Raw genomic sequence first — 23,427 nt, 5'->3', positions numbered from 1 at the left:
AAAACAGAGGAATTCAGATCATATAAAAAAAGGATATTATCACATAAAAAACTTGGCACATCACATAAAAAATACAGGTCATCACATAAAAAAAGCCCATCATCATATAAAAATGATCAAATCAGCAAGAACCTGTCTTCCTAGAAAGAATGAAAAAGCTGGAAATTCCCGTCGATAGTTCAACGGTTTTCCAGCTTTTTCTTTATTTCTTAATTACGCCGCACAGAACTCGGTCTCCTGAATTTCCGGCAGGATCTGTCTTATAATCATCTGGCTTATCATGTATAACAAGCGAGGTGCCGCCGTTTGCAAATAGTGAGTTACTCTTGCCTTCTAAAAGAGTCACAAGATTAGATAGAACTTCGTCTTGAACAACACCGCTTTTGTTTGCCTTCACATTTTGGATATCACCTACATGAGGGCCTTTCGGATTAAGAAACCCATGCTTTTTTTCTGTTGGATTAAAGTGTGGTCCGGCTGATTTGAAATCTGGCGGTGCACATATTGCTTCTTGATGAAAGTGAATGCCATGTTCGCCTGGTTTTAATCCTGTTGCGTTCACCTCAACTTTAACTCCATCCGCTGTTTGTGTTAAAGTTGCTTCTCCCGCTTTATCACCTTTTGAATTAATAAGATTCACAATGTAAGATCCGCCCTTTACCTTGCTGGATGCCGCTTGAGATGCGGCTTTGGATTCTTCCATATCATGATTTTTATGTTCATCGTCTTTATTCTTGTTTCCACACGATGCTAAAACAATAACCAGCATCATGAATAACAGAATGCTTGCAAATTTTTTCAACACTCTTACCTCCTGATGATTAGCGAATAATACATTTTCCGCCCAATCATCAGAACTTTAAACCTTTATTTTAAAAAAAGTGTTTCGAGCTCCCTTTCAGCCACTTCCTCGCCCTGTTTCTCTACATAGTAAGCTTTTGCGTTCTCTCTTGAACTAACCACTTTGTGCAGTTTTCCATCAATAAAGTGAAGTGCTGCTCCATCATCTGCTGCAAATCCTGGCTTTAATCCATTCTCAATAAGTCCATGATAAGCGGGTCTTCGTTCTGCCTCACCATCATAATGGGGGCAATGACTTCCAGACAGAAAGCCTAGACATTCCAGCTTAGTAAGTGGGCCAAATGAATCGGTCACACCTTCTTCAAACCAGCAAAGAGAACCTGCACTAAGGCCGGCTAATAGTTTCCCATCTTCATATGCCGTATTTAAAAGAACATCTAATCCCCATTCTTTCCACAGAGCGAGGAGGTTTTTTGTATTGCCTCCGCCGACATAAAAAATATCCTGCTGATTTACGAAATCCTTCAGATCTATAGGAGGAGAAAAGAGCGACAAATGTGATGGCACGCAGTTTTCAGCTTCAAAAGCTTTGTAAAAGCGTTCAATATATCCATCTGCATCTCCGCTCGCTGTTGGTACAAAGCAAATACGCGGTTTATCATCTTTACATTGCTGAAGAATATAATGATCCAGCCGCTTGTTTTCAGGTTCCATGGAAAAACCGCCGCCGCCCATGGCAATAATTTGTTTCATGGTGTTATTCACTCCTTTTATCTACGTTTTCGGGGAATACCACCCTTTCTCCTGTTTTTAAAACGGTGTACACTTCAGAAAAGGCACCACAGAAAAAACACCAGCAGACTAAAATATCCACTAGTGCTCACCTTTACACATCTCTTCTTAACGCTTTTAATACATCAACCGTGGTAGCTTTTGCCGCAGGTCTCCAACCCGATAACAGCGTTACGCCCATACAAATCGTTACGGCAATCACTGTCAGACTCCATGGGATATAAGATAGAATGAAATCTTCAGGTGGCTTTTCGTTTAAGAACTGCTCAATGATAATTGGAAGAGCAAAATTGACTCCATAGCTAATCAAATATGCCAGCAATGTACCTAATCCCACTCCCCATAGACCGATATACCCGCTTTCTAACAGGAAAATGCGTTTAATGGTTTTAGGAGTTGCACCGATGGCTTTCATGATACCGATATCCTGTGAGCGTTCCGTAACAGCCATCGTCATCGTATTAAAAATACCGATGGAGGCAATTAGAACAGCAATTCCACCGATAAAAATTAGACCCGCCTTAAACAAAGTAAAATAAAGGTTAAGCTCCTTTAATTCGCTGGCAACAGAATAAGTTAATAAATTCATCTTCTCAATTTCTTCAGAAACTGCTTTTACCTTTTCCGCTGACGACGTATACACTTTTACATCGTCATATCCTTCCTCCACTGTACCTTCATTGTCATCTCTCTCGTTTTTTCCAAATAGGGTATGAACTACCTCATTTCGAAGATCCTCCGTAATATAAGCATCTGTAGCAATAGCCCACTTCTTTGTCGGTTTTTTTCCAATCCCAACTACTTTAACTTCTACCGAAAGATTTTTTGCATTTTGATCCTTATTTTCAGAAGGGGTCAAATGGTAAGTGAGGGTCTTTCCTATTAAGTCCTCTTTGTATATTAATTCTTTATGTTTTTCCTGTGATTCTTCATCGCTCAACCCTTCAAAATAACCTTCAGGCGCTTTTTTTGTTAATTGTTCCGCAAAATGATAGCCGACTACGATTTCATTCTTATTTTCAGGTAAACGACCACGGTCTAGTTCAAAGCCAGCTTTGATCTCAGACGGCATATGTGCACTGAAAACAGTAGTATTAATCATGTAATCACCGAGCATAAACTCGTTTGCGGGTGTATGCTTTTTGCGTGTGACCACCTTTACATCTTTCATCTTCTCTAATTTCTTCACTTCTTTATCAGTTATCATACCGTTTTCTTTTTGGATTTGGATTTCGTTCATCAACCGGTAACTCATCACATCATCTACAGCTGTCTTATGGATGGCAAAGCCTACTGAGGCGAGCATAATTAAAAAGGCACAGCCGATCGTTGAAGCAAGAATTGTCATCCAGACACGTGTTCTGTTTCTTTTCATATTACTTCTGACAAAACGGTGCTTATCTTTGAACTTCACGAAGCATTCTCCCTTCTCTTAAGTACCCGTCTACAATCTCCACTTTACGGTGGGCAATGGAAGCTACTTCATGATCATGTGTAATCATTAGAAACGTAATTCCATAGTTTTCATTTAATTCTTTTATAAAAGTTAAAAGTTCTCTCTCGTTTTCAGAATCCAAACTTCCTGTTGGTTCATCAGCCAATATAAGTGGAGGGTTTAAGATTAATGCTCTTGCTATACTAACACGCTGCTGCTGCCCCCCTGAGAGTTCTCCTGGATAATGACTCTGATACTGTTCCAACCCGACCCTTTTCAACATTTCGGTCGTCCGTTCTTTCCTATCTTTCTCGTTACACCCTTTTAAAACCAACGGGAGTTCTACGTTTTCATAAGCTGTCATGCTAGGGATCAGCTGAAAACTTTGAAAAATAAATCCAAGGTGATTTAAGCGAAATTCTGCCCACTTTGATTCTGACAAACCACTAACTTGTGTCCCGTTAATAGAAATCGCACCAGTTTCAGCTTGAATGAATCCTGATATTAAGTTTAATAATGTTGACTTCCCAGAACCACTCCTTCCAACAATCGCCACGATTTCTCCCTCTCCCACATGCAGATTCACATCATGCAGAACAGGAATCACATTCTCCTTTTCTTTCTTTCCAATTTTAAAAGCATACGATAGATTCGTTACTTGAATCATGACCCCACCTCTTTTGTATTAAGTGTACTATTATTTATAATACACATATACCACGTTATGTAATTATCTGTCAATATGTCCCAATAAAGATTTTCAAATGATTATTTCTTCATCAGCATTTTTTAAACTTATCACCTTTAGCTTGTTGATCGGCGTGGAATCCTAGAGCGATAATGGTCTCAAAGCGCTCTTTTCTAAAAGACTGTTGCTTTCAAATATTGACTTCTCTGATTGATGATTGGAGTGCAAGGTGCGAGACTCCTCGAAAATTAAACTTCAAATTTTCTTCGTGCGATGTGTCGCTGCCGTAGACTTCCTTGTCCTGCGGGACAGGCGGGCAGGTGAGACACTTAAGAGTGAAACGTCCAAATGTGGCTTACCGCCTGCCCCGCGGAAAGCGAGCAGCCTGGAACGGAAATCATTCACTTCCAAAAGCAACTAGTTTACGAAAACATTCTTTAAAAAAGGATTTAAAGGGAAAGAGTAGTATAGGTAACAAAGACATACATCTAGGAGGTACACATATGTTAAAGTGGCAATCAAAAGAAGGATATACGAAACTGCTAAAAGATCTCGTTTCGATTCCAAGCATCACCCATCATGATGGAGAATTGTTTATGGCAGAGCACCTTCACCATACACTTTCTTCACTTGAATATTTCACAACACACCCGGATCACGTTCGCCATCATCCCCTTCCAGATGGCCGCAAACTGATAACGGCATTTGTACAGAATGATCCTAGTGTAAAAGAAACCATTATTCTATTAAGTCACTTTGATGTAGTCTCTGTTGAGGATTTTGGAGAATGGAAACACCTCGCTTTTCGGCCAGATGAACTTACCGAAAAGATTATTGAAAATAAAGAGCTTCTTCATCCTTTTGTTCAGGAAGATTTAAAGAATGGTGATTGGCTGTTCGGTCGAGGAACGATGGATATGAAAGCTGGTGTCGCGCTTCATATGTCTATGATTGAAAAAGCGGCAACCGGTCATTTTAATGGAAATGTTCTTATGATTTCCGTTCCCGATGAAGAAGTTCACTCTGAGGGAATGCTGGCAGGTGTCAGCGTTTTACGCCAGTTAAAGGAAGAGTATGATATTAAATACATCACTTGTTTAAACGGAGAACCTAGTTTCACAAAATTTCCGGGTGATACAGCGCCTTATATGTATACCGGATCAACGGGAAAGATTCTTCCTGGCTTTCTTTGTTACGGCAAAGAGACGCACGTTGGTGAACCGCTAGCAGGTATGAATGGCAATGCGATGGCAGCCGAGATTACAAGAGAACTAGAATGGAATGTTGATTATGTTGAGACGTTCCGCACTGAAGCTACACCTGTACCCACAAACTTGATTCAAAAAGATTTAAAAGATCATTATTCCGTGCAGATTCCACATGCTGCGGTTACTCTTTTTAACCTTATGCTGTTTAATCGCCCGCTATCAGATATTACATCCATGCTGATGAATAGTGCTCAAATCGCAGCTAGAAAATTAGAAAACCGTTTTTACGAAAGAAGTAAAGCTGTTTCTAAAATTGTTCCTTTCACCCCTGAAAAAGAAAACATAAAAGTACTCACCTTTAACGAGCTCTATGAGCATGCGGTGACAAAATATGGACAAGAAGAACTAGACCGCAGAGAAAACATGCTGCAAACCAATAATCCGAACGCTGATGAAAGAGAGCTCACCATTCAATATGTATTTGAACTGGCGAGTCTGTGCAGAGACATCTCACCAATGATCGTCCTTTTCTACACACCGCCATTTTATCCCGCTGTCTGTTCAAGCGATCATCCATTGATTAAAGCGACATCAGAAGAAGTAGTGAAACATGCAAAAAGTGAGTTCAACAGTGACCTTGTTAATGTTCATTACTTTAGCGGATTATCTGACTTAAGTTATATTGGTTTCAACGGTGATGCTCGTGATCTTGCCGCGTTCACTAGTAATTTCCCTTTACTGGGATCAAGATATAACATTCCCTTTGATGATATGAGAGAGATCAACATTCCTGTCATTAACATCGGCCCGCTAGGCAAAGATGCTCATCAATGGACCGAACGGCTGGAAATCAACAAAGTGATGGATGAAACCCATCCGCTCATCGTGTTTGCGATGGAAACACTGTTTGAGAAAGCAAAAAACCAGATCTGAGTGAGATCTGGTTTTTTCTTTATGCAGTAAAATAAATGTCTTTTATTTTTTGTGCAATACCTTCAATATTGTTCGCCACTTGCTGTACACCGTACCCCATAAAAAGAGGTGATGTTATAAAGCGCGGCATAATCTTGCAGTACGAAGTCTCGTTATTCTTATAAAAGAAAAGATTGTAACTCGTACAGTTTCGGTGAAAATGATTAAGCAGAAAATGAGCTCCTGTCTGTATGCAATCTGCCAATAAAGTTAGATCAGCGTCTTTTTCCCAAATCACATTCAGCTCATAAAATCCTACTCGCGGTTCATTTGATACAGTGAACCTTACCCCATCTTTCTCTAAAATAGAGAGCCCCTCAAACTGATTAACAGAAAAATCATGCATACAATCCACTTCGTTTAAACCGATAATCTGCATATGAGGATGCCGTATCGTCCCGCCTGATAAAGGCCCATGGTTTTTGAAAAACATGACCGAACGATATTCTCCGCTATTTAACATGCGCTCCCAATGGTCCAGACCGAAACGCAGGACATCATAAAGGTGTTCTTTACTGTATTCAGATAGTTCTCCTTCACATTCGTCTGTTTCGATAAGGACGGTCTGATAGGCTCCATCAAGTACAGTATATTTATTTTTCACTAATATAATTGAACCTCTCGTATCCAGTACTTCTTCCAGTTCATCAATGCGACAAAATGGACATGGAGTTTCTTTGTTTTTGATGCTGTTCGGCTTTTGTGCGCCTACTTCTGTAAAAAATTTTATGTGTGTTTTTTTCATGCTATTCACCGCTTTTGCTCGTTTCCTGTCTAATTTCTAGCTGCACATACATATATCCTGTTTGGCTACGGTTATTTATTCGTGAGTCGCTCCCACTTTAATATGCCTTCATTTTTCTTGATTGAACCGAGCCATACAAAGTCTTTATCCACTTCAAGAAGATCGGCTTTCATATCGTCGTCCGTAGAACCTGCTGTATAGACTTTTAGATTAACATAATTCCATAGTTCACCCAAATTTTCCTGCGCTTCATACGGTTCGTTTAACGTGAGATGTGATACTTCCTTCAAATAAGACTCAGTAAGAAAAAACTGTTCTTCTTGTGAAAGATTTTCAGGAAACCTGATATATACAGTTAATGTATCACCTTTTTGGTACGCGTCAATTCCTGTAACATTATGATGATGCCTCATATCATGTCGTGCTTTTGTTAAAATTGCCTGATTGGCATAAGGGGTTTCCACAAAGAAATCGGCATCTTTATTCGTATCTTTTGTAAGCGGCATGCTTTCTGCAAACTGGATAAAAATAAAGATAAAGGCTACACCGAGCGCCAGACTTAAACTTTGATGAAACCAATGATACCACATGCTTTTAGGCGCAGGAGGTTTATTCAGATCACGTGTTTTCTGAAGAACGCTTTGCCTATGTTCCTCTTTAAACGTAATGGTTTTCATACGGCCGTTGTTCAATATTTCAGGCAGCTGCTTTAACGGATCTTCCATGACTTCACCCTCCCTTTTCCAGTTTACGGCGCAGCATTTCTCTGCCTCGCTGAAGAATTGTTCTGACTGTCGCTTCTTTTTTATTTAAAATCTGGCTGATCTCATTAACCGTCAACTCTTTATAATAGTAGAGAAGGATGACCTCTCGATATTTAAGTGGAAGTTTCAAGACTTCATCTGCCAATGCTTCATGTTCACTTTTTTGCACGATAGAGAGTTCGGGTGTTAGAGCAGAGGTTGGTTTGGTCTTGCTAAAACGATCAATAACATGAATGTACTTCTTCCATCCGCTTCTTAAATAGTCCTTACACAAATTAATGGTGATTGAATATACCCACGTTTTTACCGATGATTCATTTCGAAAGTTGTCCTTATGGATAAAACATTTCACAAATACTTCTTGTGCCAGATCCTCAGCTAATTTTCTATCTTTTACATATGTATAAGCGAGCCTTATCACCTTATCTTGGTACATGTCCATGATTTGTATAAGCCACTCTTCCTGACTCAAGTTGTGTAGATTAATCTCTGGTGACACAACATTTGTTTTCGTTTTCAAGTCCATCCCCCCCTTAAACTCCATCTAACCTTTAGACGATTGTGAATTTATTTATTATTCATTTTTTAAAAGCTGTTTTTTCAATATTTGTTGCTCTAGAAAAAAAATAAGACTGTGATGAAACTTTAATCTTAGTTGTGGACACATCTATTCTTGTTAAATAGTAAAATGAAGAGATTTTATATGAATTTTCTTTAGTACCTGTCTTTTTTGTAATAATACTTTGATATTATCAACCACTTATTTGTCATTTACTATTCTATATCTCCTATTCTATTTCCTTTAACAGACAATTTGTTACAGAGATAAGTCGAATCGTGTTTCATTGTGTAATATTTTGAAATATAAATGTAATATTATTTCGCGATAACTGACTAGTAATCAATGGTATAATCACATGAGTAAAGAAATTGGCAACATTTGCACTTACAAGGAGGAGTACCCATTTTGAAACGCAAGCTAGTAATGGCAACACTGTCTCTGAGTCTAGTATTCAGTACATATACCGTATCGGCAGAAACTCTGTCTTCTATAAAAAATAAAAAAGAACATAATCGCTCTGAACAGGATAAAAAGCAGGGTGAACTAAAAGAGAATCAAAATAAGCAAGATCACACAGTAGATCAAATCGAACAATTACAGAGTTCTATAGATAAGACAGTTAAACAAATTGAAAACAAAAAAGCATCCATCCAATCTACAAAAGCTTCTATTGAAAAACTGAAAAAAGAGATTGATGTGCTCGAGAAAAGAATCAAGGAACGTGACGCTCTTTTAAAAGAACGTGTAAGTTCCATGTATGAAAGCGGCGGGGCTGTTAACTACCTGGACGTTTTATTAGGCGCTAAAGATTTTGGCGATTTTCTTGATCGCGTATTTGCTTTAAACGTAATTGCTGAGCAAGACAAAGCAATTTTAGAAGAACACAGACAAGATAAAGCTTCTGTTGAAAAGAAAAAAGAAGAAGTTGAAACTCAACTAACATCTCTTAATAAAGACTTAGCAGAGCTTGAGGGATTAAACCAAAAGCTAACTGATCAGAAAAAACAAAAAGCTGCTCTTCTGGCACACTTGCAAACAGAAGAAGGAGAAATCCATAGTCATATTATGCAATTAGAAGAGAAAAACGAACTGCTTTCAGCACAAGAAGCTGCAATTAAAGCAGAAATAGCTCGTGCGAAACGTGAAGAAGAAGAACGTAAAAAGAGAGAAGCGGCAGCTAAAGCAGCGGCTGAAGCAGCAGCTGCAAAAGCAAAAGCTGATGCAGCAGCAGCGGCAGCTAGAGCGAAAAGCAGCTCGTCAAACTCAAGTTCTTCAGCAGCACCAGCACCTTCATCACCACCGCCTGCACCAGCACCAGCTCCTGTGCCTGTCAGCCGTGATTTTATCATGCCTTCTCAAGGAATGATTACCTCAGGCTTCGGTCACAGAAGTGCGGGAATGCACTATGGGATGGACATTGCAAAAGGCGGAAGCGCGGTACCAATCGTTGCAGCAGCATCTGGAACAGTAGCAAGAGCTTATTATTCAAGCAGTTACGGAAACGTTGTCTATATTACGCACTATATTAATGGGCAACTTTATACAACGCTCTATGCACACATGAGAACAACACCAGCTGTTCGTCAAGGTCAATCTGTTTCTCAAGGTACGTTCCTAGGCTACCAAGGAAACACTGGTGAATCGAGAGGTCAGCATTTACACTTCGAATTGCACAAAGGACCATGGAACGGATCCAAGTCAAATGCAGTTGATCCAAGACCATATCTTCAATAAAAAAGTAAAAGACGCAGAGAACATAATTCTTCTCTGCGTCTTTTTTATATGACTCCAGCAAGCAGTCTTCGAATTGGATGACGAGTGTATTCGGACATTAAACGATAGTTTGGTCTGATAATTTCTGGTGTTAAAAAAGCTGAGACTGTAGCACCAGGCATTCTCTTTTTATTAAGCACTTCAATAACCTCTCTAATCGTACCCGTACCAATTCCGTGGCCGAAGAATTGCCCGTTTCCAAGATCAATCAAATTTTCACCTTGCCATTGAGGCGTGTTTGGGTGATGTTCTGGGTTTTTAACATATCTCACATCTCCAGGCAAGGAATCTCCAGACGGTACCTGAATAATTTGAAGGTCCTCATCATGTTCTGTACTGTAGAGAAGCAATCCGTTAAACAATTGATCAAACATACTCGTTCCAATTGTTTCAAGAACTGCTTTATAAAACATGATCATAATGGCGGTTGTACATTCGAATCCGTATTTTTTCCCGTTAATAAAAATGTCTGAAATGGCATCAGAAGGACGGACTCCCGATCGAAGTAAAAAACCGCCATAAGCTGTTCTTCTCCAATATTGGGGATTACAGCGAGAATTAACAAACGTAGCAAATCCCGCTCCACTATCACGCATAGCGTTTGCAGCTGCAACGATATTTGCACGCATAACAACTTCAAATAAAAATTGGTGAGGACTTCTGTAATAGAACGATTCTCTAGAATTTTCAAGCTTTTCACCTATTTGTTTCTGAGTTGATGTAAGCCCATTAAAACCAGAGATTTGAGCTGTATTTACTGGATACCCATTAACAAAAATCATTTCTCTCCCCCCTGTCTGCACAGGATATGATATTGTATGGCAGGATGAGAAAAGTGGTGTTTTTTATGCTCCTCTGTTTTGTAAAAATGCAAAAGGTGTTTTAAGAGCTAAAGGTTTGCTTTCTTCTAGCGTCAAAATTTCTTTTTTATCCTTTTTTACATGTCTCATTTCAAGGTGTTGCTGAAATCCTTCTCCCATAAGCTGAAACGCATAGATGGCGATGGCGAACATGATGATGGGTCCTAACGCAATATATGGATTCGATTGGATCATGAAATAATAATCCCCTATTAATCCAGACCACTCATTTGATACCGATTTTGGAGGATCATTAACTAAAGGCGTGAAATCAACATCTGTTCCTCCAAAAAAGAGCTTAAAATACCCAAGGTGTGTAAAGATAATTAATACTTGAACACATTGCTGACACCACACAATAATGAGTTTGGGAAGTAAATGAGGCAATACATGTTTAGTGAAGATTCTCCATCGGCTGGCTCCTAAAACCTTCGCACCCTCAATAAAATCTTCTTTTAAAGTTGAAGCCATCAAGTTACTGATCATAGAACCAAGCAGCGGAACCACAAGTACAGTTAAGATGATGATTTCAAGTCCGATTCGCTCAACAAATGAATAAATAAAATATCCTTCCATTTCAGGGATTTTCAATTGTTCTCTTAGAATGGGTGTGAGGACAAATACAGCTATGATTGTAAGCGGGATAAAATAAAAAGAACTGAGCAATTGATCTAGACTTTTTCTGATTTTTTCAGGCATGTAAAAGGTTAAAGGTATTGCAGCCAGGAGACTGATAAGAACCCGTAAAAACCCAATTGCGATGACGCTCAATAATGTAAATTTCGCACCTTGCAAAACTTTTAATGCGATATCATAACCGAGGGGATCGGTACCCATCGGAAACCTAAAGGATGGTTCGAATGGAGCTGCCTTAATCGGACTCATATTTTCATCATATAGCACTTGGACTTGACGGATTTGGCTATCAAAAAACACAGAAAAGATAAGGCTCGAAACAATCAATCCCGAAATAATACTAAAACCGATCCAAAATTTGTAGCTTCTTATCATACCAACTCACCTCTATTCGTAAAACGCCTAATGAACCATTCGAATACGGCAAAGATAAGAAAAAACGGAATCACAAGTAAAATGAGACAAGCCGCAAGCATTTCAGGTCTGAAATCATGGTACATATAATGTGTGATTCCATGGATATTGAAAATGATCTCGACTAACAATAAGTTGGAGATCATGAACCAAAGAACAGATTTCGAAAAATGAAAAATGCCTTCACTTGTGTTTCTAGTTACATGGACGATCAAAACATAAATCCTACGCATCCCCTTCGCCAAACTCGTTTCTACGTATGGTTTCCCCATCTCTTCTTCTGTCATAAGAATCATCATTTTGTAAAAATAAACGAAAGGTAAAATCATGAGACACGCAATTGGCACCATGTAGATTCTGCTATCTGCTCCTAATGCGGCAACATTTGAAACAAGGATTCCTGTTTTTTTATAGATTAGCACGATTCCCATCTGTACAAGTGCGAACACAAGAAGATCCGGTAAAGATTCTAAAAAGGTGAGAACATTTTTAATAATTTTTCTCAAAAACATAGGAAGCATAAGTGTCCCCCATGTCAATAGCTGCGCAGCGCAAAAAGCGATGAACAGTGCACCAAAAAGAATCGTCAATGAGTAAAAGTAAGGACTCCATATGTCATCCAAAAATAAGCGCTCTTTTCCTTGATTGAAATAGATCATCTCGTTCATTTTAAGTACTTCATTAAATACAACTGCAATCTTATCTGCATAAGCAGAAACATCTTTATTTATGATCAGTTCCGGTAGCCCGCTTATAAGAATAATGGAAATAATCGTTAATAATAACTGCAGCAATAGTTTTTTTATGATTTCCATCTAGCTCCCCCTTCTCTTACTTACATAGACGTTTAGAATGGAACAAATCATTCAACTCTTTTTATTTTTCTTAAAGAATATAGGTACAAAGCGACAGGGGGCTCACCGGACGTCACGCGTAAAGCGAGCATCTGGAACGGAAATCAACGACTTTAAAGAGCACCAAAGTGTACGAAAACAGCTTTTCTTATTTAAGGATAAAAAGGAAAAAACAATCCATATTAAGGAAGAGAAAACATGGAATCGAGGATTTAATATGTGGAATAAGATCATGATCGGAGTTCTGCTTGCTGCTAGTATCAGCTTTTTATCTCCCTCCACTTCTGAAGCAAAAGAACCCCTTACTTATTTCCCCATCGTTAAAAAGGGGGAGGTCTTGGAGTGGAATCAAGTTAACAAACTCATCCCTAAAGGTGCTACGTTTAAAGTCATTGATTTGGAGACCGGTTTTTATTTTCAAGTTCAAAGAAGGGCTGGCAACAAACACGCAGATGTACAGCCGCTGACTCATGATGATACTGCTGTTTTAAAGCATCTGTATAACGGTAAATGGAGCTGGAACCGGCGGGCCATACTGATTCCTATTAAAGGCAGAATGTTAGCTGGGAGCATGCACGGAATGCCGCACGGAGCAGGAGCCTTAGAAAACGGGTTCCCAGGTCACTTTTGTATTCATTTTTTGGGAAGTTCTACACATCGTTCACGTAATATTGACCCCTCCCACCAATACATGATTTTGAAAGCTGGAGGACAATTAGCAAAATTCGCTTCTGGTGCAAGTGCAAAGCAAGCGGTATCCATGTTTTTAGTCGGTATGAAACAGCAGGATATCAAAATTGCTAAACCTGTACTTTCATCCATATTACTTCAGGACCGAAGCATCACTTCACTATTCAAAGGCATTACAAGCATGCAATATGAAATCAGGACGCCAAGCAGCAGGTACCCTCCTATCGTAAGAACTGAAATAAGGGCGAAAATCAAAAAATACGATGATGACGGCTTGCATTCTGATACCTACACGTTTTTATTAGAAAGAAAATCAATGACAGACGGTTGGAAAATCATAAAAATCAGATTTTAATAACCTTAAGATGTGTGAAGTCATGTCTTAAGTTTTTTGTTTTTGGCTGATTATTGGAAGTGGTTGATTTCCGTTCCAGGTGCTCGCTTTCCACGGGGACAAAATTTAAAAGCAACAAACTTTTAGAAAAGACATTCATTTTCAGTTAAAACCGAATGAAAATAAAATATTTTTATTAATCGTTCGTATTTTACTTGAAATACCTTTGGATAATTGTTATATTTACCAAGGGAAAAACAGTTCAAGAAAAACTACCAAGAATTTCAAGGGGGATATTATGAATACCCATTATGATGTAATTGTTGTTGGCGCAGGTCCTGCAGGTATTTTTACGAGCTATGAATTAACAAGACAGCTTCCTGAAGCGAAAATTTTATTAATAGATAAAGGGCACGATATCTATGCCCGATCATGTCCAATTTTAGAGAAGAAAATACAAAAATGTCCCCCTGCAGCAGGCAGAAAAGATTTTGCCGGCTGCTTACCTGCTTGCTCCATTACGAATGGTTTTGGGGGAGCTGGTGCCTATTCCGATGGAAAATTCAATATTACAAGTGAATTCGGCGGATGGATGACCGATTATCTTTCTGAAGAAAAAGTGGTTGAACTTATTAAATATGTTGACGAAATTAATTTAGAGCACGGGGCAACGGATTCGATTACTGACCCGCTTACACCTGAAGTAAAAGATATCGAAAAACGTGGATATGCTGCAGGCTTAAAGCTATTGCGCGCTCAAGTTCGTCACCTTGGTACTGAACAAAACCTTGAAATTCTTAAAAGCATTTATGAATATTTAAAAACACGCATTGAGATGAAATATAAAGCCGAAGTTGAAGATCTTATGACAGAACGGGCTGCTGAAGGACATGTTGCAAAAGGAATTCTCTTAAAAGACGGAACTTCCCTTTCTGCTGAAAAAGTTGTAATCGTTCCCGGTCGTGATGGTTCTTCTTGGCTGACAAAGATTCTAAAAAAACGCCGCATTAAAATGACAGCAAACCAAGTCGATATTGGTGTTCGTGTAGAGACATCTAATCTCGTAATGGAAGAAATCAATAAGCATCTTTACGAAGGCAAATTTGTATTCAATACTTCTGTAGGCACAAAAGTGAGAACGTTCTGCTCAAACCCTTCTGGTCACGTTGTTGTAGAGAATCATTCCGGAATCATGCTTGCTAACGGTCATGCTTATAAAGATCCTAAGCTTGGCAGCGAGAATACAAACTTTGCACTTCTTGTTTCTCACCAATTCGCTGAACCGTTCGATCAGCCTACTGAATACGCTCATGAAGTATCTCGATTAGCAAATCAGCTTTCAATGGGCGGACTAGTTGTTCAAAAGTACGGAGATATCTTGAAAGGGCGTCGCTCTACTGATAAACGCATAAAAGAAGGTTTTCTGCGCCCTACATTAAAAGAAGCTGTTCCTGGTGATTTAGGGTTAGTGCTTCCGTATAACACGATGAAAAGCTTAATTGAAATGACAGAAGCGTTAGATAAAGTTACGCCTGGTATCGCGTCAGAACATACATTGTTTTACGGCGTAGAAGCAAAATTCTATTCTGCACGTCCGAAGCTTGATGACAAGTTTGAATCTGAAATCAGCGGATTATATGTAGGCGGAGATGGAGCTGGAATAACAAGGGGTCTTGCACAAGCGAGTGCTTGCGGTGTTTGGATTGCTCAGAATGTAGCGGCCAAGATTAAAGAAAACGAAAAAATGCCAGCGATGGTTTAAATCGAAGTATGACTCGGCGTATGCTGAGTCTTTTTTTGTGGGCAAAGAGAAAATAAAATTTCTTTATAAAAACAGGCTCTTTTCTAAAAGATTGTTGCTTTTTAATTTTTTATTATCTTCTTTGAACAGTTGGTTGTAGTGGAAGATGCGAGACTCCTGCAGGACAGGCGGGCAGGTGAGACACTTAAGAGTGAAACGTACAAATGTGGCTCACCGCCTGCCCCGCGGAAAGCGAGCAGCCTGAAACGGAAATCAACTACTCTCAAAAGCAACAATGAATACGAAAACAGCCTAAAAACATAATGTTTTGCAGTTAATAGCTGCAAGCTTTTCTTCATTTACATATTTTAAGTCAGGACTATGAAATAGACTTTTGCATCATCCAGAGCCTCTTGAAGATAGACGAAAGCAATAAAACATTTATATGAAGCATACATTGCGAATAAAACAAGTATGGTGAACATGGTTTGCCTATTGTCTTTAACTTTTTTATATACGATCAACGCTACGATTCCAATAATCAATAAGTAAACAGCATATAGAAAAAATGAAAAGGTTTGTAGATCACTTTCATTAACCGCACTTCTAAAACGTTCTAGTTCATTTCGGTTTTCCTCATTCTCTTCAATAACAGACTCCTTCTTACCGTCCCCAATCTTCCAGGTGAACACTTTGTTCTCTGCAGTTATTCTGTAGTGAAACCCCCATGCTTTTCCCTCACTGATTACTTTTGATGATGCATGTACCGAAGTGTCAAACATCATCATTATAACAATAATCGCAAACCATGCTCTCAAGAACCTCCTCAAGTTTATTCCCCCTATTATTCCGAGACTTTTATTACGGTACAAGAAGCTATTCAAATGACTTTGATATTAACTTTACCATGTATAGAAAGGGGATAGTTAAAATTTAACATTTTTCTAACTGTAAAATTAATGCAAAAAAGATGCCTTAGAATTTTAATAAATCCTAAGGCATCTATAATTCTTATGTGGAGAAAATTACGATTCTTCCTCTGATCAGTGCAATAATGAATCCTACAACAGCTCCGATTAGAGCTGGTAAAAGCCAGCCGATTCCGTCTGCATATAAAGGGATATGAGAGTAGATCTGTTCGATCGAACCTAGATTAAAGCCAAATGCTTTTAATCCATCAGCAATAGAAATTAATGCTGTCGCAATAATTCCACCAAGGTATACTTCTTGTCTTCCTGAAAATGCTTCATGAAAATAAGACAAAATGATGAGCACGATTGCCACTGGATAAATAGCTGTTAATACAGGCACAGAAACTTTAATCAACTGACTTAAACCAAGATTCGCTACACCTGCACTAAAAATGCTTAATACAAGAATAACGGTTTTATAAGGTAGCTTCGGAAACATCTTGTTTGCAAACTCACCACAAGCAGTTACAAGTCCAACAGAGGTTGTTAAACAAGCGAGTGCTACAGCAAGACCTAGAAGTAAGTTTCCGGGCTGGCCAAACAGTTGTGAAACTACATTTGTTAAGATTTGTCCGCCATTATCTGATTTCCCAAGCGCTTGACTTGTTGCGCCAAGGTAAGCAAGGATTCCGTACACTGCTGCTAAACATAAAGCGGCAATAACACCTGCTTTGATAACCATTTTAGTCACTTGTTCTTTCTTCATACCAGGTTGCTTTACAGCTGTAATCACAACGATTCCAAACGCAAGTGCACCAAGTGTATCCATCGTTAGATAGCCGTCCATGAACCCTTTGATTAACGGACTGCTCGCATATTCTGGAGTTGCCTGTCCTAATTTCCCAACTGGTGTAATAATCGCTTTTACAAGTACAGTACCGATAATAATCAGCAATAAAGGCGTTAAGATATTACCGATACGATCCACGAGCTTGGATGGATTTAATGCTAGCCAGTAAGTTAGAGCAAAAAATACGACTGTGAATAAGAATAATGGCAGTCCGCCATTCATACTTTCAGGCAAGAAAGGCATAGCCGCCATCTCGTATGCAACTGTACCTGTTCTTGGAATTCCAAAGAAAGGACCGATTGCTAAATAAAGAATGATAGCAAATCCTGCACCAAATAGAGGATTTACGCGTTCAGTCAGCGTCTGCAGTCCTCCACCTGATCGAGCTAAAGCGATAACACCTAATAAAGGTAAACCTACTCCTGTTATAAAAAAGCCAATCATGGACTGCCAGACCATATCTCCTGCTGACTGACCCAAAGCTGGCGGAAAGATTAAATTTCCAGCTCCAAAAAACAAAGCAAATAACATTAAGCCCACCGAGAGCGTTCGTTTTTCCATGTTATATGTCCTCCTCCGTGGTCATTTATTTAAAGATAGTATTTATCGAAATTTGTCGAAATATTTTAATCCATATGTATTTGTAACATGATATTTGATTGGAGTCAATATTCAGATATAATGAATTTTCTAATAAATTGTGACATAAGAAAAGGACTGAGATTTTCTCAGCCCTTTTTTAGGTAATTAACGGTTCGTTGGGAACACACGTTGAATCGTATCATTAAACTCTTTGATGAAACCTGAAACTGGATTTCCTTTGTTGATCTCATCTGCATAGCCTCTCATACGGTCCATAAAATCAGGGTTTGTGGATACAAACACATCATTGATGTCTTGATCTGTACTTCTTACAGCGTCCCCGATCTTTTTCTCTGTTTCCTTCGTAAGCTTCATGCTTTCTCCACCTTCAAGCATAGCAGCAACATAAGCATTATTATCTGTAACGATAACTGTAGCGTTCTGGACTTCTTTTAAGTCTGTAACTTTGTTAGCAGCCTCATCAGCAACATCCATTCGCGCATTTTCATCATAACGGTAGTTGTCTGTCCCCATATTCATGTTGTTGTTCATATCGTTCATGTTACGGTCAGCACGATTATCATAATTTACTTCTGTCATGTTATTACGCGCTTCTCTTCCCATGTCTTTATCGTTATTGTTCATACCACAAGCACCTAAAAAGGAAGCAAGCATTACGGCCATTGAAGTAACGAGAATAGTCTTTTTCATTAAATGACACTCCTTATAAAAATTTTTGACTGTCATCTAATAAAATTTGTAGGTACAAGAGAAAATATACATGAGGGTTTATTGTTGTTAGGAAATGGTTATAAAAAAATACGCCTCCCAAAAAGGAAGACGATTTCTATTTAAAACCTTCGTTTGAATATGAACTTTTGTTTTTCGGTTTAAAGATTATCCATGCAACAACACTTAAAATAACAATTGTGAATGCATACAACCCGATCTTATGGATCACATCCATCACAAGTGCCCAGCGTCCTGCAAGCTGATAGCCAATTAGTATGAAAAAGGAACACCAGAAAATAGCTCCACTGTATGCGAAAAGTGCAAATTGCCTCAAGCTCAATGAATACATTCCTGCAAAATAAGCAGTCAGATGTCTAACACCTGGCATGAAGTATCCAAAAAACAAAGCAGCCTTTCCATATTTCAAGAAGAAATTTTGTGTTTTATTTATTTTATCTTCGGAAATTCCAATCTTCGGACCAAGTTTTTTTAACAAAGGCTTACCGCAGCTTGTTCCGATGTAATAACTCCCCGTAATACCTGTAATCGCACCGAAAAAAGCACTTAATATAGCAGGCACTGCTGCAAGATCTCCTGCAAAAATAAAATAGCCTACTGTGGCCAAAAGGATTTCATCAGGAATCGGCAGCCCAATAATACCTAATGCCAATAATAAAAAAATGCCAAAATAGCTATATTGATGAATGATATTTATTAAGTCAAATTCCATGACGTCACCAACTTCTTTTTTTACACCTTCTACCATTGTAACGATAAATTGGGTAACTTGGGAAGGGGAAAATACATTTTAGTAAAAAGAACTCTATTTAATATAGCATATGCTTGTGGGACGAGATGGACACTATGTGCATATCGTCGCTAAATCATCCCATCCAAAGCATTCTTCTATCAGCTCTTGGTTACCAATCATAATTTTTTCTTCATCTATTTTTATCCCGCCTAATGAAAGATATGCTTGTTTTGACGGATTATCTTTCAAAACCCAAACAATCATACTGTTCTTTTCATTTGCTGCAAGTTCAGCCGCAAAAGTTCGTAGCATTTTTGTTCCATATCCCTTTTGCTGGACTTGTTTTAATAAGTAAAAGGCATATACTTCTCCCGCGTATGGATGATGAGATCGAATAGCGCCCCCAGAAATAAAACCGCAAAGATTTCTTTCTTCATCTTCTAAAACGAAAACAATGTGTGAATCTCCTTGCCTCAGCCATTGTTCCCATTTTGCTGTTCGTTCTTCAACCGACATTTGTGCCAAGTAGTCTGAATCAACTAATCCTTGATAAGATTGCTGCCAGCTTTTTACGTGAACATGCGCAATGTTCGCTGCGTCTGTTAAAAGAGCCCGACGTATGTTCAAGTTGTACACCTCTTGTTAGAAATTTTTTATATGCTAAATCCACCATTTGCTCTGTGGCAACAGCGTTACAGGCAATTGAAATTGCTCTTCAAACCATGGTTTCATGTGCGTTACATGCACTAAATATTCTGAAGCTGCATGGGATACACCTATTAAACTCATAGAAGTCGTACTGATGAATTCTTTCATCTGATTATATTTCTTTTTTCCATACTCATTATCGATATGACAATGCACTTCTCCCGTCAAATAAGCTTGTGCTCCCATCTTTTCAGCTTCTTTCATCGCATCAACTTTATCTCCACATCCTGCTGTGATTGCTATTTTTGTAATATGAGAGATTGATGTTCCTTGTACATCCGCATAAGGAATAGAAAAAATTTCTTTTGATACAGCAATCAGACTTTCTGTAGATATGGGTTCAATCTCACAAATGACACCACATGCTCCTTTTTCTTCGTAAAAAAACTCACCAATTACTTTCGCATTGAGCGCTTCAGCAATCGCATCACTCGTACTGATCACTCTGGAGTAATCCAATGGAACATGAAGAGTAAAGACGGATAAACGCTTATCCTTCATTTGTTGAATATAACGCGGCGGAATAGGAATAAACCCGCTTCCCCACTTCCCGCGTGGATCTCCACACTCCATGACGAGAGGGTGATGCATAAATAAGAGATCGCCAGGGCTGCTTTCTGTAATGAATCTAGTTAAAACTTCGTCTGATGGAAACACAGCCAGGAAAACACGGTTAACCTCTTCTTTTCCTCTTAACATGAGTCCGTTAAAAAGTTGTTTGAATTCTGTTTGAAATTCTTTTCTCCAATCAAACGCTATTGGGTCATAAACCATTGGGATAAAACGGCTGAACGCTGGGTCTTTGCCGATCTCCCTATAATGGAAAAGCTCATCAATTGCGTTATCTATTTCTTTCAATTGAACCATGTTGTTCGGCACCTTTCCTATTAATAAAATAAATAATTTCAGGATCTCCCTCATCTAAGTTGTCAACCTTACCACTTTTACTAAACCCACTTTTCGTGAAGACCCTTTTCATAGACTCGTTTGATTCATTGGTTGAAGAAAACAGTTTTTCTGTTGGTGAAATCTGTGTCATGCGGCTCAGCAAGGAACTAGCCAGACCTTTTCTTTGATGTGCGGGATCAATCATAATGAGAGATATAAAGCAGCACTCAAAGAATTGAAGATGATAGATAAGAAACCCACATATTTCATTTCCAGAAGATATAATCAAACACCTTTCCTCTTTTATCGCTTGATCTATTTCTTCTTTTCTTCGGTCACTTCCGATCATTTTTTGATCTATATCTACGATTTCGTTAAGATCATGTTCATTTGCTTGCAAAATTTCCATATGTATCATCCTTTTATTTGTGATTATGTATGGGTTTGCTACAATAAAGAAAAAAGTAGAGGTGTTATTCTTATGGCTATTGCAGACATTACAATTATTCCAATTGGTACTGAAACGCCAAGTGTCAGTGCTTATGTAGCAGAGATTCAAAAAGTTCTTCAACAAAACGAAGATAAAGTAATCTATCAGCTTACCCCAATGAGCACATTGATCGAAGGAGAACTTTCGGATCTTTTTGATGTCATCCAACAGCTGCATGAAGTACCGTTCTCTAACGGCATTCAGCGAGTAGCGACAAACATCCGAATAGATGACCGCCGCGATAAGAAGTCCACGATGGCTGGAAAACTCCAAGCTGTTGAGGCACAGATGAATAAGAAGTAGTCTTGAGTTCGAGAGGTGCCGAGTGCTAATTTTATGATTAGCGCTCGTAAATCTCAAGAATCGCTCGTAAACTTCTTTGAATCGCTCGTAAATCTCTAGAATCGCTCATAAACCTCTTGAATCGCTCGTAAATCTCTAGAATCGCTCATAAACCTCTTGAATCGCTCGTAAATCTCTAGAATCGCTCATAAACCTCTTGAATCGCTCGTAAATCTCTTGAATCGCTCATAAACTTCTTGAATCGCTCGTAAATCTCTTGAATCGCTCATAAACTTCTTGAATCGCTCGTAAATCTCTAGAATCGCTCATAAACTTAGAAAAAAGCTTACTCCCCAGGGGTGTTTCATCCCGTTCGGAGTAAGCTTTACTCTATTTATTCTCCCTTTGAAGCTTTCACTTCAGCCTTTTCCTTCGTTGCTACCGCATTTGGCTGCTTTTTTGCAAAATCAATGCGAAGATCGTCTATGCTTTGGCGTACGTTGCCTTTGCCAGAGAAATTCTCCAATAATTCCTTCACATCAATGCCAGATGAAGCTTTTAATGATTCTTGCAGAGAGGACATCAAGTTTGTCGCATAGCCTGTAATACGGTTCGCCCCGCCGTTCTCACTGCCGCCTGTATCCACAACTGTGATTTTATCAATGTTAGAAAGTGGTGCTGCCACTTGCTTCGCGTATTCCGGAAGCATCTTAATCATCATATCCATCATCGCAGCTTGGCCGTACAACTCGAACGCTTCGGCAATCTTCTGCTTTGCTTCGGCTTCAGCAAGACCTTTCAGACGGATAACGTCTGCTTCAGATTCCCCTTTTGCACGTTCTGCTTCTGCTCTTGAAAGACCGTCTAAACGTACTTTTTCAGCCTCGGCTTTTGCCATCGCTTCAACGCGATACTTATGAGCATCTGCCTCCGCAACTTGTTTGCGTTTGTCGGCTTCCGCGGACTGTTCAACAGCATAGCGGTCTGCATCTGCTTTCTTCTTCACTTCGGAGTCATACTGCTTTTCACGGCGTAGAATCTCTTTTTCTTCAAGTTCAATCTGTTTTTGACGCTCGATGATTTTGATCTGCATCTGCTGTTCCGTAACTTGCTGTTTTGCGATTGCTTCTTCTAGATGGTAAGCCTGGTCAGCACGTGCTTTTGCAACATCTTGCTCACGGCGGAACTCAGCTACTTTTAACTGATTCATCTTTTCAGCTTCAGCTACTTCCGTTGCACGGCCTAGCTCTGACTGCTTCGCTTCTTTATCTGCTTCAGCACGCTTGATGCGCGTTTCTTTTTCAGCTTCCGCCATTGCCATATCAGCATCACGTTTAATTTGTGCGATACGCGGTTTACCTAGTGCGTCTAAATATCCATTCTTATCACGCAGATCTTTAATCGTAAAGGACACGATAATCAATCCCATTTTTGCAAGGTCTTGAGAAGCAACACGCTGAACTTCTTGCGAGAATTTTTCACGATTTTTATAAATTTCTTCAACGGTCATAGAACCTAGAATGGAACGCAAATGACCTTCAAGTACTTCACGAGCTTCATTTTCGCGATCTTCTTTCAACTTTCCTAAAAACTGTTCAGCTGCAGTCGCGATTTCGCCGATAGAGCTTCCGACCTTTATGATTGCTGTTCCATCAGCCATAACCGGAACCCCTTGCTCTGTATATACCTCAGGTGTTTGAACATCCAGTTTACTCGTTAATAAGCTAAGTGGCTTTGCTTGTTGAAATACCGGCAGAACGAACGTACCGCCACCGCGTACAATTTTAATTCGGTTTCCAGATTCGTCGATATTGACGTTTTTACTTCCTAAGAAACTTCCTGTTACGATTAATGCTTCATCAGGACTCGCTGTACGATATTTCGTAATAAAAACACTAATAAGAGCAACGATTAAAAATACAACAATCCCAATTACAATAAATAACGGTGAAAAACTCATAACA

The 23,427-nt window shown here is 39.0% G+C and carries 23 protein-coding genes; 5 read left to right on the top strand and 18 right to left on the bottom strand.

Going from position 1 to position 23,427, the window contains the following annotated elements:
• Nucleotides 1-202 precede the first annotated feature (202 nt).
• The 4 genes from QUF49_RS04705 to QUF49_RS04690 all read right to left on the bottom strand — a co-directional run bounded on the left by QUF49_RS04705 (nt 203) and on the right by QUF49_RS04690 (nt 3,695).
• A complete protein-coding gene (locus QUF49_RS04705; protein WP_289494582.1) occupies nt 203-802 on the bottom strand; it encodes a superoxide dismutase family protein in 600 nt (199 codons plus the stop codon).
• Between the two features lie 65 nt (nt 803-867).
• Nucleotides 868-1,554, bottom strand: coding sequence for a peptidase E (locus QUF49_RS04700; RefSeq protein WP_289494581.1), 687 nt, complete (start codon nt 1,552-1,554; stop codon nt 868-870).
• Between the two features lie 133 nt (nt 1,555-1,687).
• Complete coding sequence (locus QUF49_RS04695) at nt 1,688-3,007, bottom strand: ABC transporter permease (protein WP_289494580.1); 1,320 nt, start codon at nt 3,005-3,007, stop codon at nt 1,688-1,690.
• Complete coding sequence (locus tag QUF49_RS04690) at nt 2,991-3,695, bottom strand: ABC transporter ATP-binding protein (RefSeq protein WP_289494579.1); 705 nt, start codon at nt 3,693-3,695, stop codon at nt 2,991-2,993. Before QUF49_RS04690 ends, QUF49_RS04695 begins: the two co-directional genes overlap by 17 nt.
• Before the next feature lie 341 nt (nt 3,696-4,036).
• On the opposite strand from QUF49_RS04690, the gene QUF49_RS04685 reads away from it, so the two are divergent.
• Nucleotides 4,037-5,857 carry a M20/M25/M40 family metallo-hydrolase gene (locus QUF49_RS04685; protein WP_289494578.1) on the top strand — a complete coding sequence of 607 codons (1,821 nt, stop codon included), beginning with the start codon at nt 4,037-4,039 and terminating at the stop codon, nt 5,855-5,857.
• A gap of 19 nt (nt 5,858-5,876) precedes the next feature.
• On the opposite strand, the gene QUF49_RS04680 is transcribed toward QUF49_RS04685, so the two are convergent.
• The 3 genes from QUF49_RS04680 to QUF49_RS04670 all read right to left on the bottom strand — a co-directional run bounded on the left by QUF49_RS04680 (nt 5,877) and on the right by QUF49_RS04670 (nt 7,925).
• On the bottom strand, nt 5,877-6,641 hold the full coding sequence (locus QUF49_RS04680) for a DUF4931 domain-containing protein (protein WP_289494577.1): 765 nt from the start codon (nt 6,639-6,641) through the stop codon (nt 5,877-5,879).
• Nucleotides 6,642-6,712: 71 nt separating this feature from the next.
• Nucleotides 6,713-7,366 (bottom strand): hypothetical protein, encoded by a 654-nt coding sequence (locus QUF49_RS04675; RefSeq protein WP_289494576.1) that lies wholly within the window; start codon nt 7,364-7,366, stop codon nt 6,713-6,715.
• Between the two features lie 4 nt (nt 7,367-7,370).
• Nucleotides 7,371-7,925, bottom strand: a complete 555-nt coding sequence (locus tag QUF49_RS04670) for a sigma-70 family RNA polymerase sigma factor (RefSeq protein WP_289494575.1) — start codon at nt 7,923-7,925, stop codon at nt 7,371-7,373.
• Nucleotides 7,926-8,372: 447 nt separating this feature from the next.
• On the opposite strand from QUF49_RS04670, the gene QUF49_RS04665 reads away from it, so the two are divergent.
• Entirely contained in the window at nt 8,373-9,701 is a 1,329-nt protein-coding gene (locus QUF49_RS04665; RefSeq protein ID WP_289494574.1) for a murein hydrolase activator EnvC family protein, read from the top strand.
• Between the two features lie 44 nt (nt 9,702-9,745).
• On the opposite strand, the gene QUF49_RS04660 is transcribed toward QUF49_RS04665, so the two are convergent.
• The 3 genes from QUF49_RS04660 to QUF49_RS04650 all read right to left on the bottom strand — a co-directional run bounded on the left by QUF49_RS04660 (nt 9,746) and on the right by QUF49_RS04650 (nt 12,465).
• Nucleotides 9,746-10,522 carry a protein-glutamine gamma-glutamyltransferase gene (locus QUF49_RS04660; RefSeq protein ID WP_289494573.1) on the bottom strand — a complete coding sequence of 259 codons (777 nt, stop codon included), beginning with the start codon at nt 10,520-10,522 and terminating at the stop codon, nt 9,746-9,748.
• Between the two features lie 63 nt (nt 10,523-10,585).
• Nucleotides 10,586-11,611, bottom strand: coding sequence for an ABC transporter permease (locus tag QUF49_RS04655; protein ID WP_289494572.1), 1,026 nt, complete (start codon nt 11,609-11,611; stop codon nt 10,586-10,588).
• On the bottom strand, nt 11,608-12,465 hold the full coding sequence (locus QUF49_RS04650) for an ABC transporter permease subunit (RefSeq protein WP_289494571.1): 858 nt from the start codon (nt 12,463-12,465) through the stop codon (nt 11,608-11,610). The genes QUF49_RS04655 and QUF49_RS04650 overlap by 4 nt, the downstream gene beginning before the upstream one ends.
• Before the next feature lie 37 nt (nt 12,466-12,502).
• Here QUF49_RS04650 and QUF49_RS04645 point away from each other — a divergent pair, with 37 nt between their 5' ends.
• Nucleotides 12,503-13,549, top strand: a complete 1,047-nt coding sequence (locus tag QUF49_RS04645) for a hypothetical protein (RefSeq protein WP_289494570.1) — start codon at nt 12,503-12,505, stop codon at nt 13,547-13,549.
• Nucleotides 13,550-13,826: 277 nt separating this feature from the next.
• A complete protein-coding gene (locus QUF49_RS04640; RefSeq protein WP_289494569.1) occupies nt 13,827-15,290 on the top strand; it encodes an NAD(P)/FAD-dependent oxidoreductase in 1,464 nt (487 codons plus the stop codon).
• 347 nt (nt 15,291-15,637) lie between these two features.
• Here QUF49_RS04640 and QUF49_RS04635 read toward each other — a convergent pair whose 3' ends face one another.
• From QUF49_RS04635 to QUF49_RS04605, 7 genes are all read right to left on the bottom strand, one after another.
• On the bottom strand, nt 15,638-16,087 hold the full coding sequence (locus QUF49_RS04635) for a hypothetical protein (protein WP_289494568.1): 450 nt from the start codon (nt 16,085-16,087) through the stop codon (nt 15,638-15,640).
• 193 nt (nt 16,088-16,280) lie between these two features.
• Entirely contained in the window at nt 16,281-17,591 is a 1,311-nt protein-coding gene (brnQ, locus tag QUF49_RS04630) for a branched-chain amino acid transport system II carrier protein (RefSeq protein WP_289494567.1), read from the bottom strand.
• A 186-nt stretch (nt 17,592-17,777) separates the two neighbouring features.
• Complete coding sequence (locus QUF49_RS04625) at nt 17,778-18,323, bottom strand: YhcN/YlaJ family sporulation lipoprotein (RefSeq protein WP_289494566.1); 546 nt, start codon at nt 18,321-18,323, stop codon at nt 17,778-17,780.
• Between the two features lie 136 nt (nt 18,324-18,459).
• Nucleotides 18,460-19,110, bottom strand: a complete 651-nt coding sequence (locus QUF49_RS04620) for a DedA family protein (RefSeq protein ID WP_289494565.1) — start codon at nt 19,108-19,110, stop codon at nt 18,460-18,462.
• A 96-nt stretch (nt 19,111-19,206) separates the two neighbouring features.
• A complete protein-coding gene (locus tag QUF49_RS04615; RefSeq protein WP_289494564.1) occupies nt 19,207-19,722 on the bottom strand; it encodes a GNAT family N-acetyltransferase in 516 nt (171 codons plus the stop codon).
• Nucleotides 19,723-19,755: 33 nt separating this feature from the next.
• Complete coding sequence (locus QUF49_RS04610; protein ID WP_289494563.1) at nt 19,756-20,670, bottom strand: Nif3-like dinuclear metal center hexameric protein; 915 nt, start codon at nt 20,668-20,670, stop codon at nt 19,756-19,758.
• Complete coding sequence (locus QUF49_RS04605; protein ID WP_289494562.1) at nt 20,645-21,100, bottom strand: GNAT family N-acetyltransferase; 456 nt, start codon at nt 21,098-21,100, stop codon at nt 20,645-20,647. The genes QUF49_RS04610 and QUF49_RS04605 overlap by 26 nt, the downstream gene beginning before the upstream one ends.
• 72 nt (nt 21,101-21,172) lie before the next feature.
• On the opposite strand from QUF49_RS04605, the gene QUF49_RS04600 reads away from it, so the two are divergent.
• A complete protein-coding gene (locus QUF49_RS04600; RefSeq protein WP_289494561.1) occupies nt 21,173-21,484 on the top strand; it encodes an MTH1187 family thiamine-binding protein in 312 nt (103 codons plus the stop codon).
• 373 nt (nt 21,485-21,857) lie between these two features.
• Here QUF49_RS04600 and QUF49_RS04595 read toward each other — a convergent pair whose 3' ends face one another.
• Complete coding sequence (locus QUF49_RS04595; RefSeq protein WP_289494560.1) at nt 21,858-23,423, bottom strand: flotillin family protein; 1,566 nt, start codon at nt 23,421-23,423, stop codon at nt 21,858-21,860.
• Nucleotides 23,424-23,427 lie beyond the last annotated feature (4 nt).

The organism is Fictibacillus sp. b24, assembly GCF_030348825.1.
Classification (GTDB): Bacteria; Bacillota; Bacilli; order Bacillales; family Fictibacillaceae; genus Fictibacillus.
This window is presented reverse-complemented; position numbering and strand designations above follow the sequence as displayed.

What these genes read in the sequence shown, in the direction of transcription:
- QUF49_RS04620 (WP_289494565.1), bottom strand. Translation starts at nt 19,110, where the DNA reads ATGGTAGAAGGTGTAAAAAAAGAAGTTGGTGACGTCATGGAATTTGAC.
- QUF49_RS04675 (WP_289494576.1), bottom strand. Translation starts at nt 7,366, where the DNA reads ATGGAAGATCCGTTAAAGCAGCTGCCTGAAATATTGAACAACGGCCGT.
- QUF49_RS04660 (WP_289494573.1), bottom strand. Translation starts at nt 10,522, where the DNA reads ATGATTTTTGTTAATGGGTATCCAGTAAATACAGCTCAAATCTCTGGT.
- QUF49_RS04605 (WP_289494562.1), bottom strand. Translation starts at nt 21,100, where the DNA reads ATGGAAATTTTGCAAGCAAATGAACATGATCTTAACGAAATCGTAGAT.
- QUF49_RS04595 (WP_289494560.1), bottom strand. Translation starts at nt 23,423, where the DNA reads ATGAGTTTTTCACCGTTATTTATTGTAATTGGGATTGTTGTATTTTTA.
- QUF49_RS04645 (WP_289494570.1), top strand. Translation starts at nt 12,503, where the DNA reads ATGGAACAAATCATTCAACTCTTTTTATTTTTCTTAAAGAATATAGGT.
- QUF49_RS04600 (WP_289494561.1), top strand. Translation starts at nt 21,173, where the DNA reads ATGGCTATTGCAGACATTACAATTATTCCAATTGGTACTGAAACGCCA.
- QUF49_RS04650 (WP_289494571.1), bottom strand. Translation starts at nt 12,465, where the DNA reads ATGGAAATCATAAAAAAACTATTGCTGCAGTTATTATTAACGATTATT.
- QUF49_RS04610 (WP_289494563.1), bottom strand. Translation starts at nt 20,670, where the DNA reads ATGGTTCAATTGAAAGAAATAGATAACGCAATTGATGAGCTTTTCCAT.
- QUF49_RS04700 (WP_289494581.1), bottom strand. Translation starts at nt 1,554, where the DNA reads ATGAAACAAATTATTGCCATGGGCGGCGGCGGTTTTTCCATGGAACCT.
- QUF49_RS04625 (WP_289494566.1), bottom strand. Translation starts at nt 18,323, where the DNA reads ATGAAAAAGACTATTCTCGTTACTTCAATGGCCGTAATGCTTGCTTCC.
- QUF49_RS04690 (WP_289494579.1), bottom strand. Translation starts at nt 3,695, where the DNA reads ATGATTCAAGTAACGAATCTATCGTATGCTTTTAAAATTGGAAAGAAA.
- QUF49_RS04655 (WP_289494572.1), bottom strand. Translation starts at nt 11,611, where the DNA reads ATGATAAGAAGCTACAAATTTTGGATCGGTTTTAGTATTATTTCGGGA.
- QUF49_RS04680 (WP_289494577.1), bottom strand. Translation starts at nt 6,641, where the DNA reads ATGAAAAAAACACACATAAAATTTTTTACAGAAGTAGGCGCACAAAAG.
- QUF49_RS04640 (WP_289494569.1), top strand. Translation starts at nt 13,827, where the DNA reads ATGAATACCCATTATGATGTAATTGTTGTTGGCGCAGGTCCTGCAGGT.
- brnQ (WP_289494567.1), bottom strand. Translation starts at nt 17,591, where the DNA reads ATGGAAAAACGAACGCTCTCGGTGGGCTTAATGTTATTTGCTTTGTTT.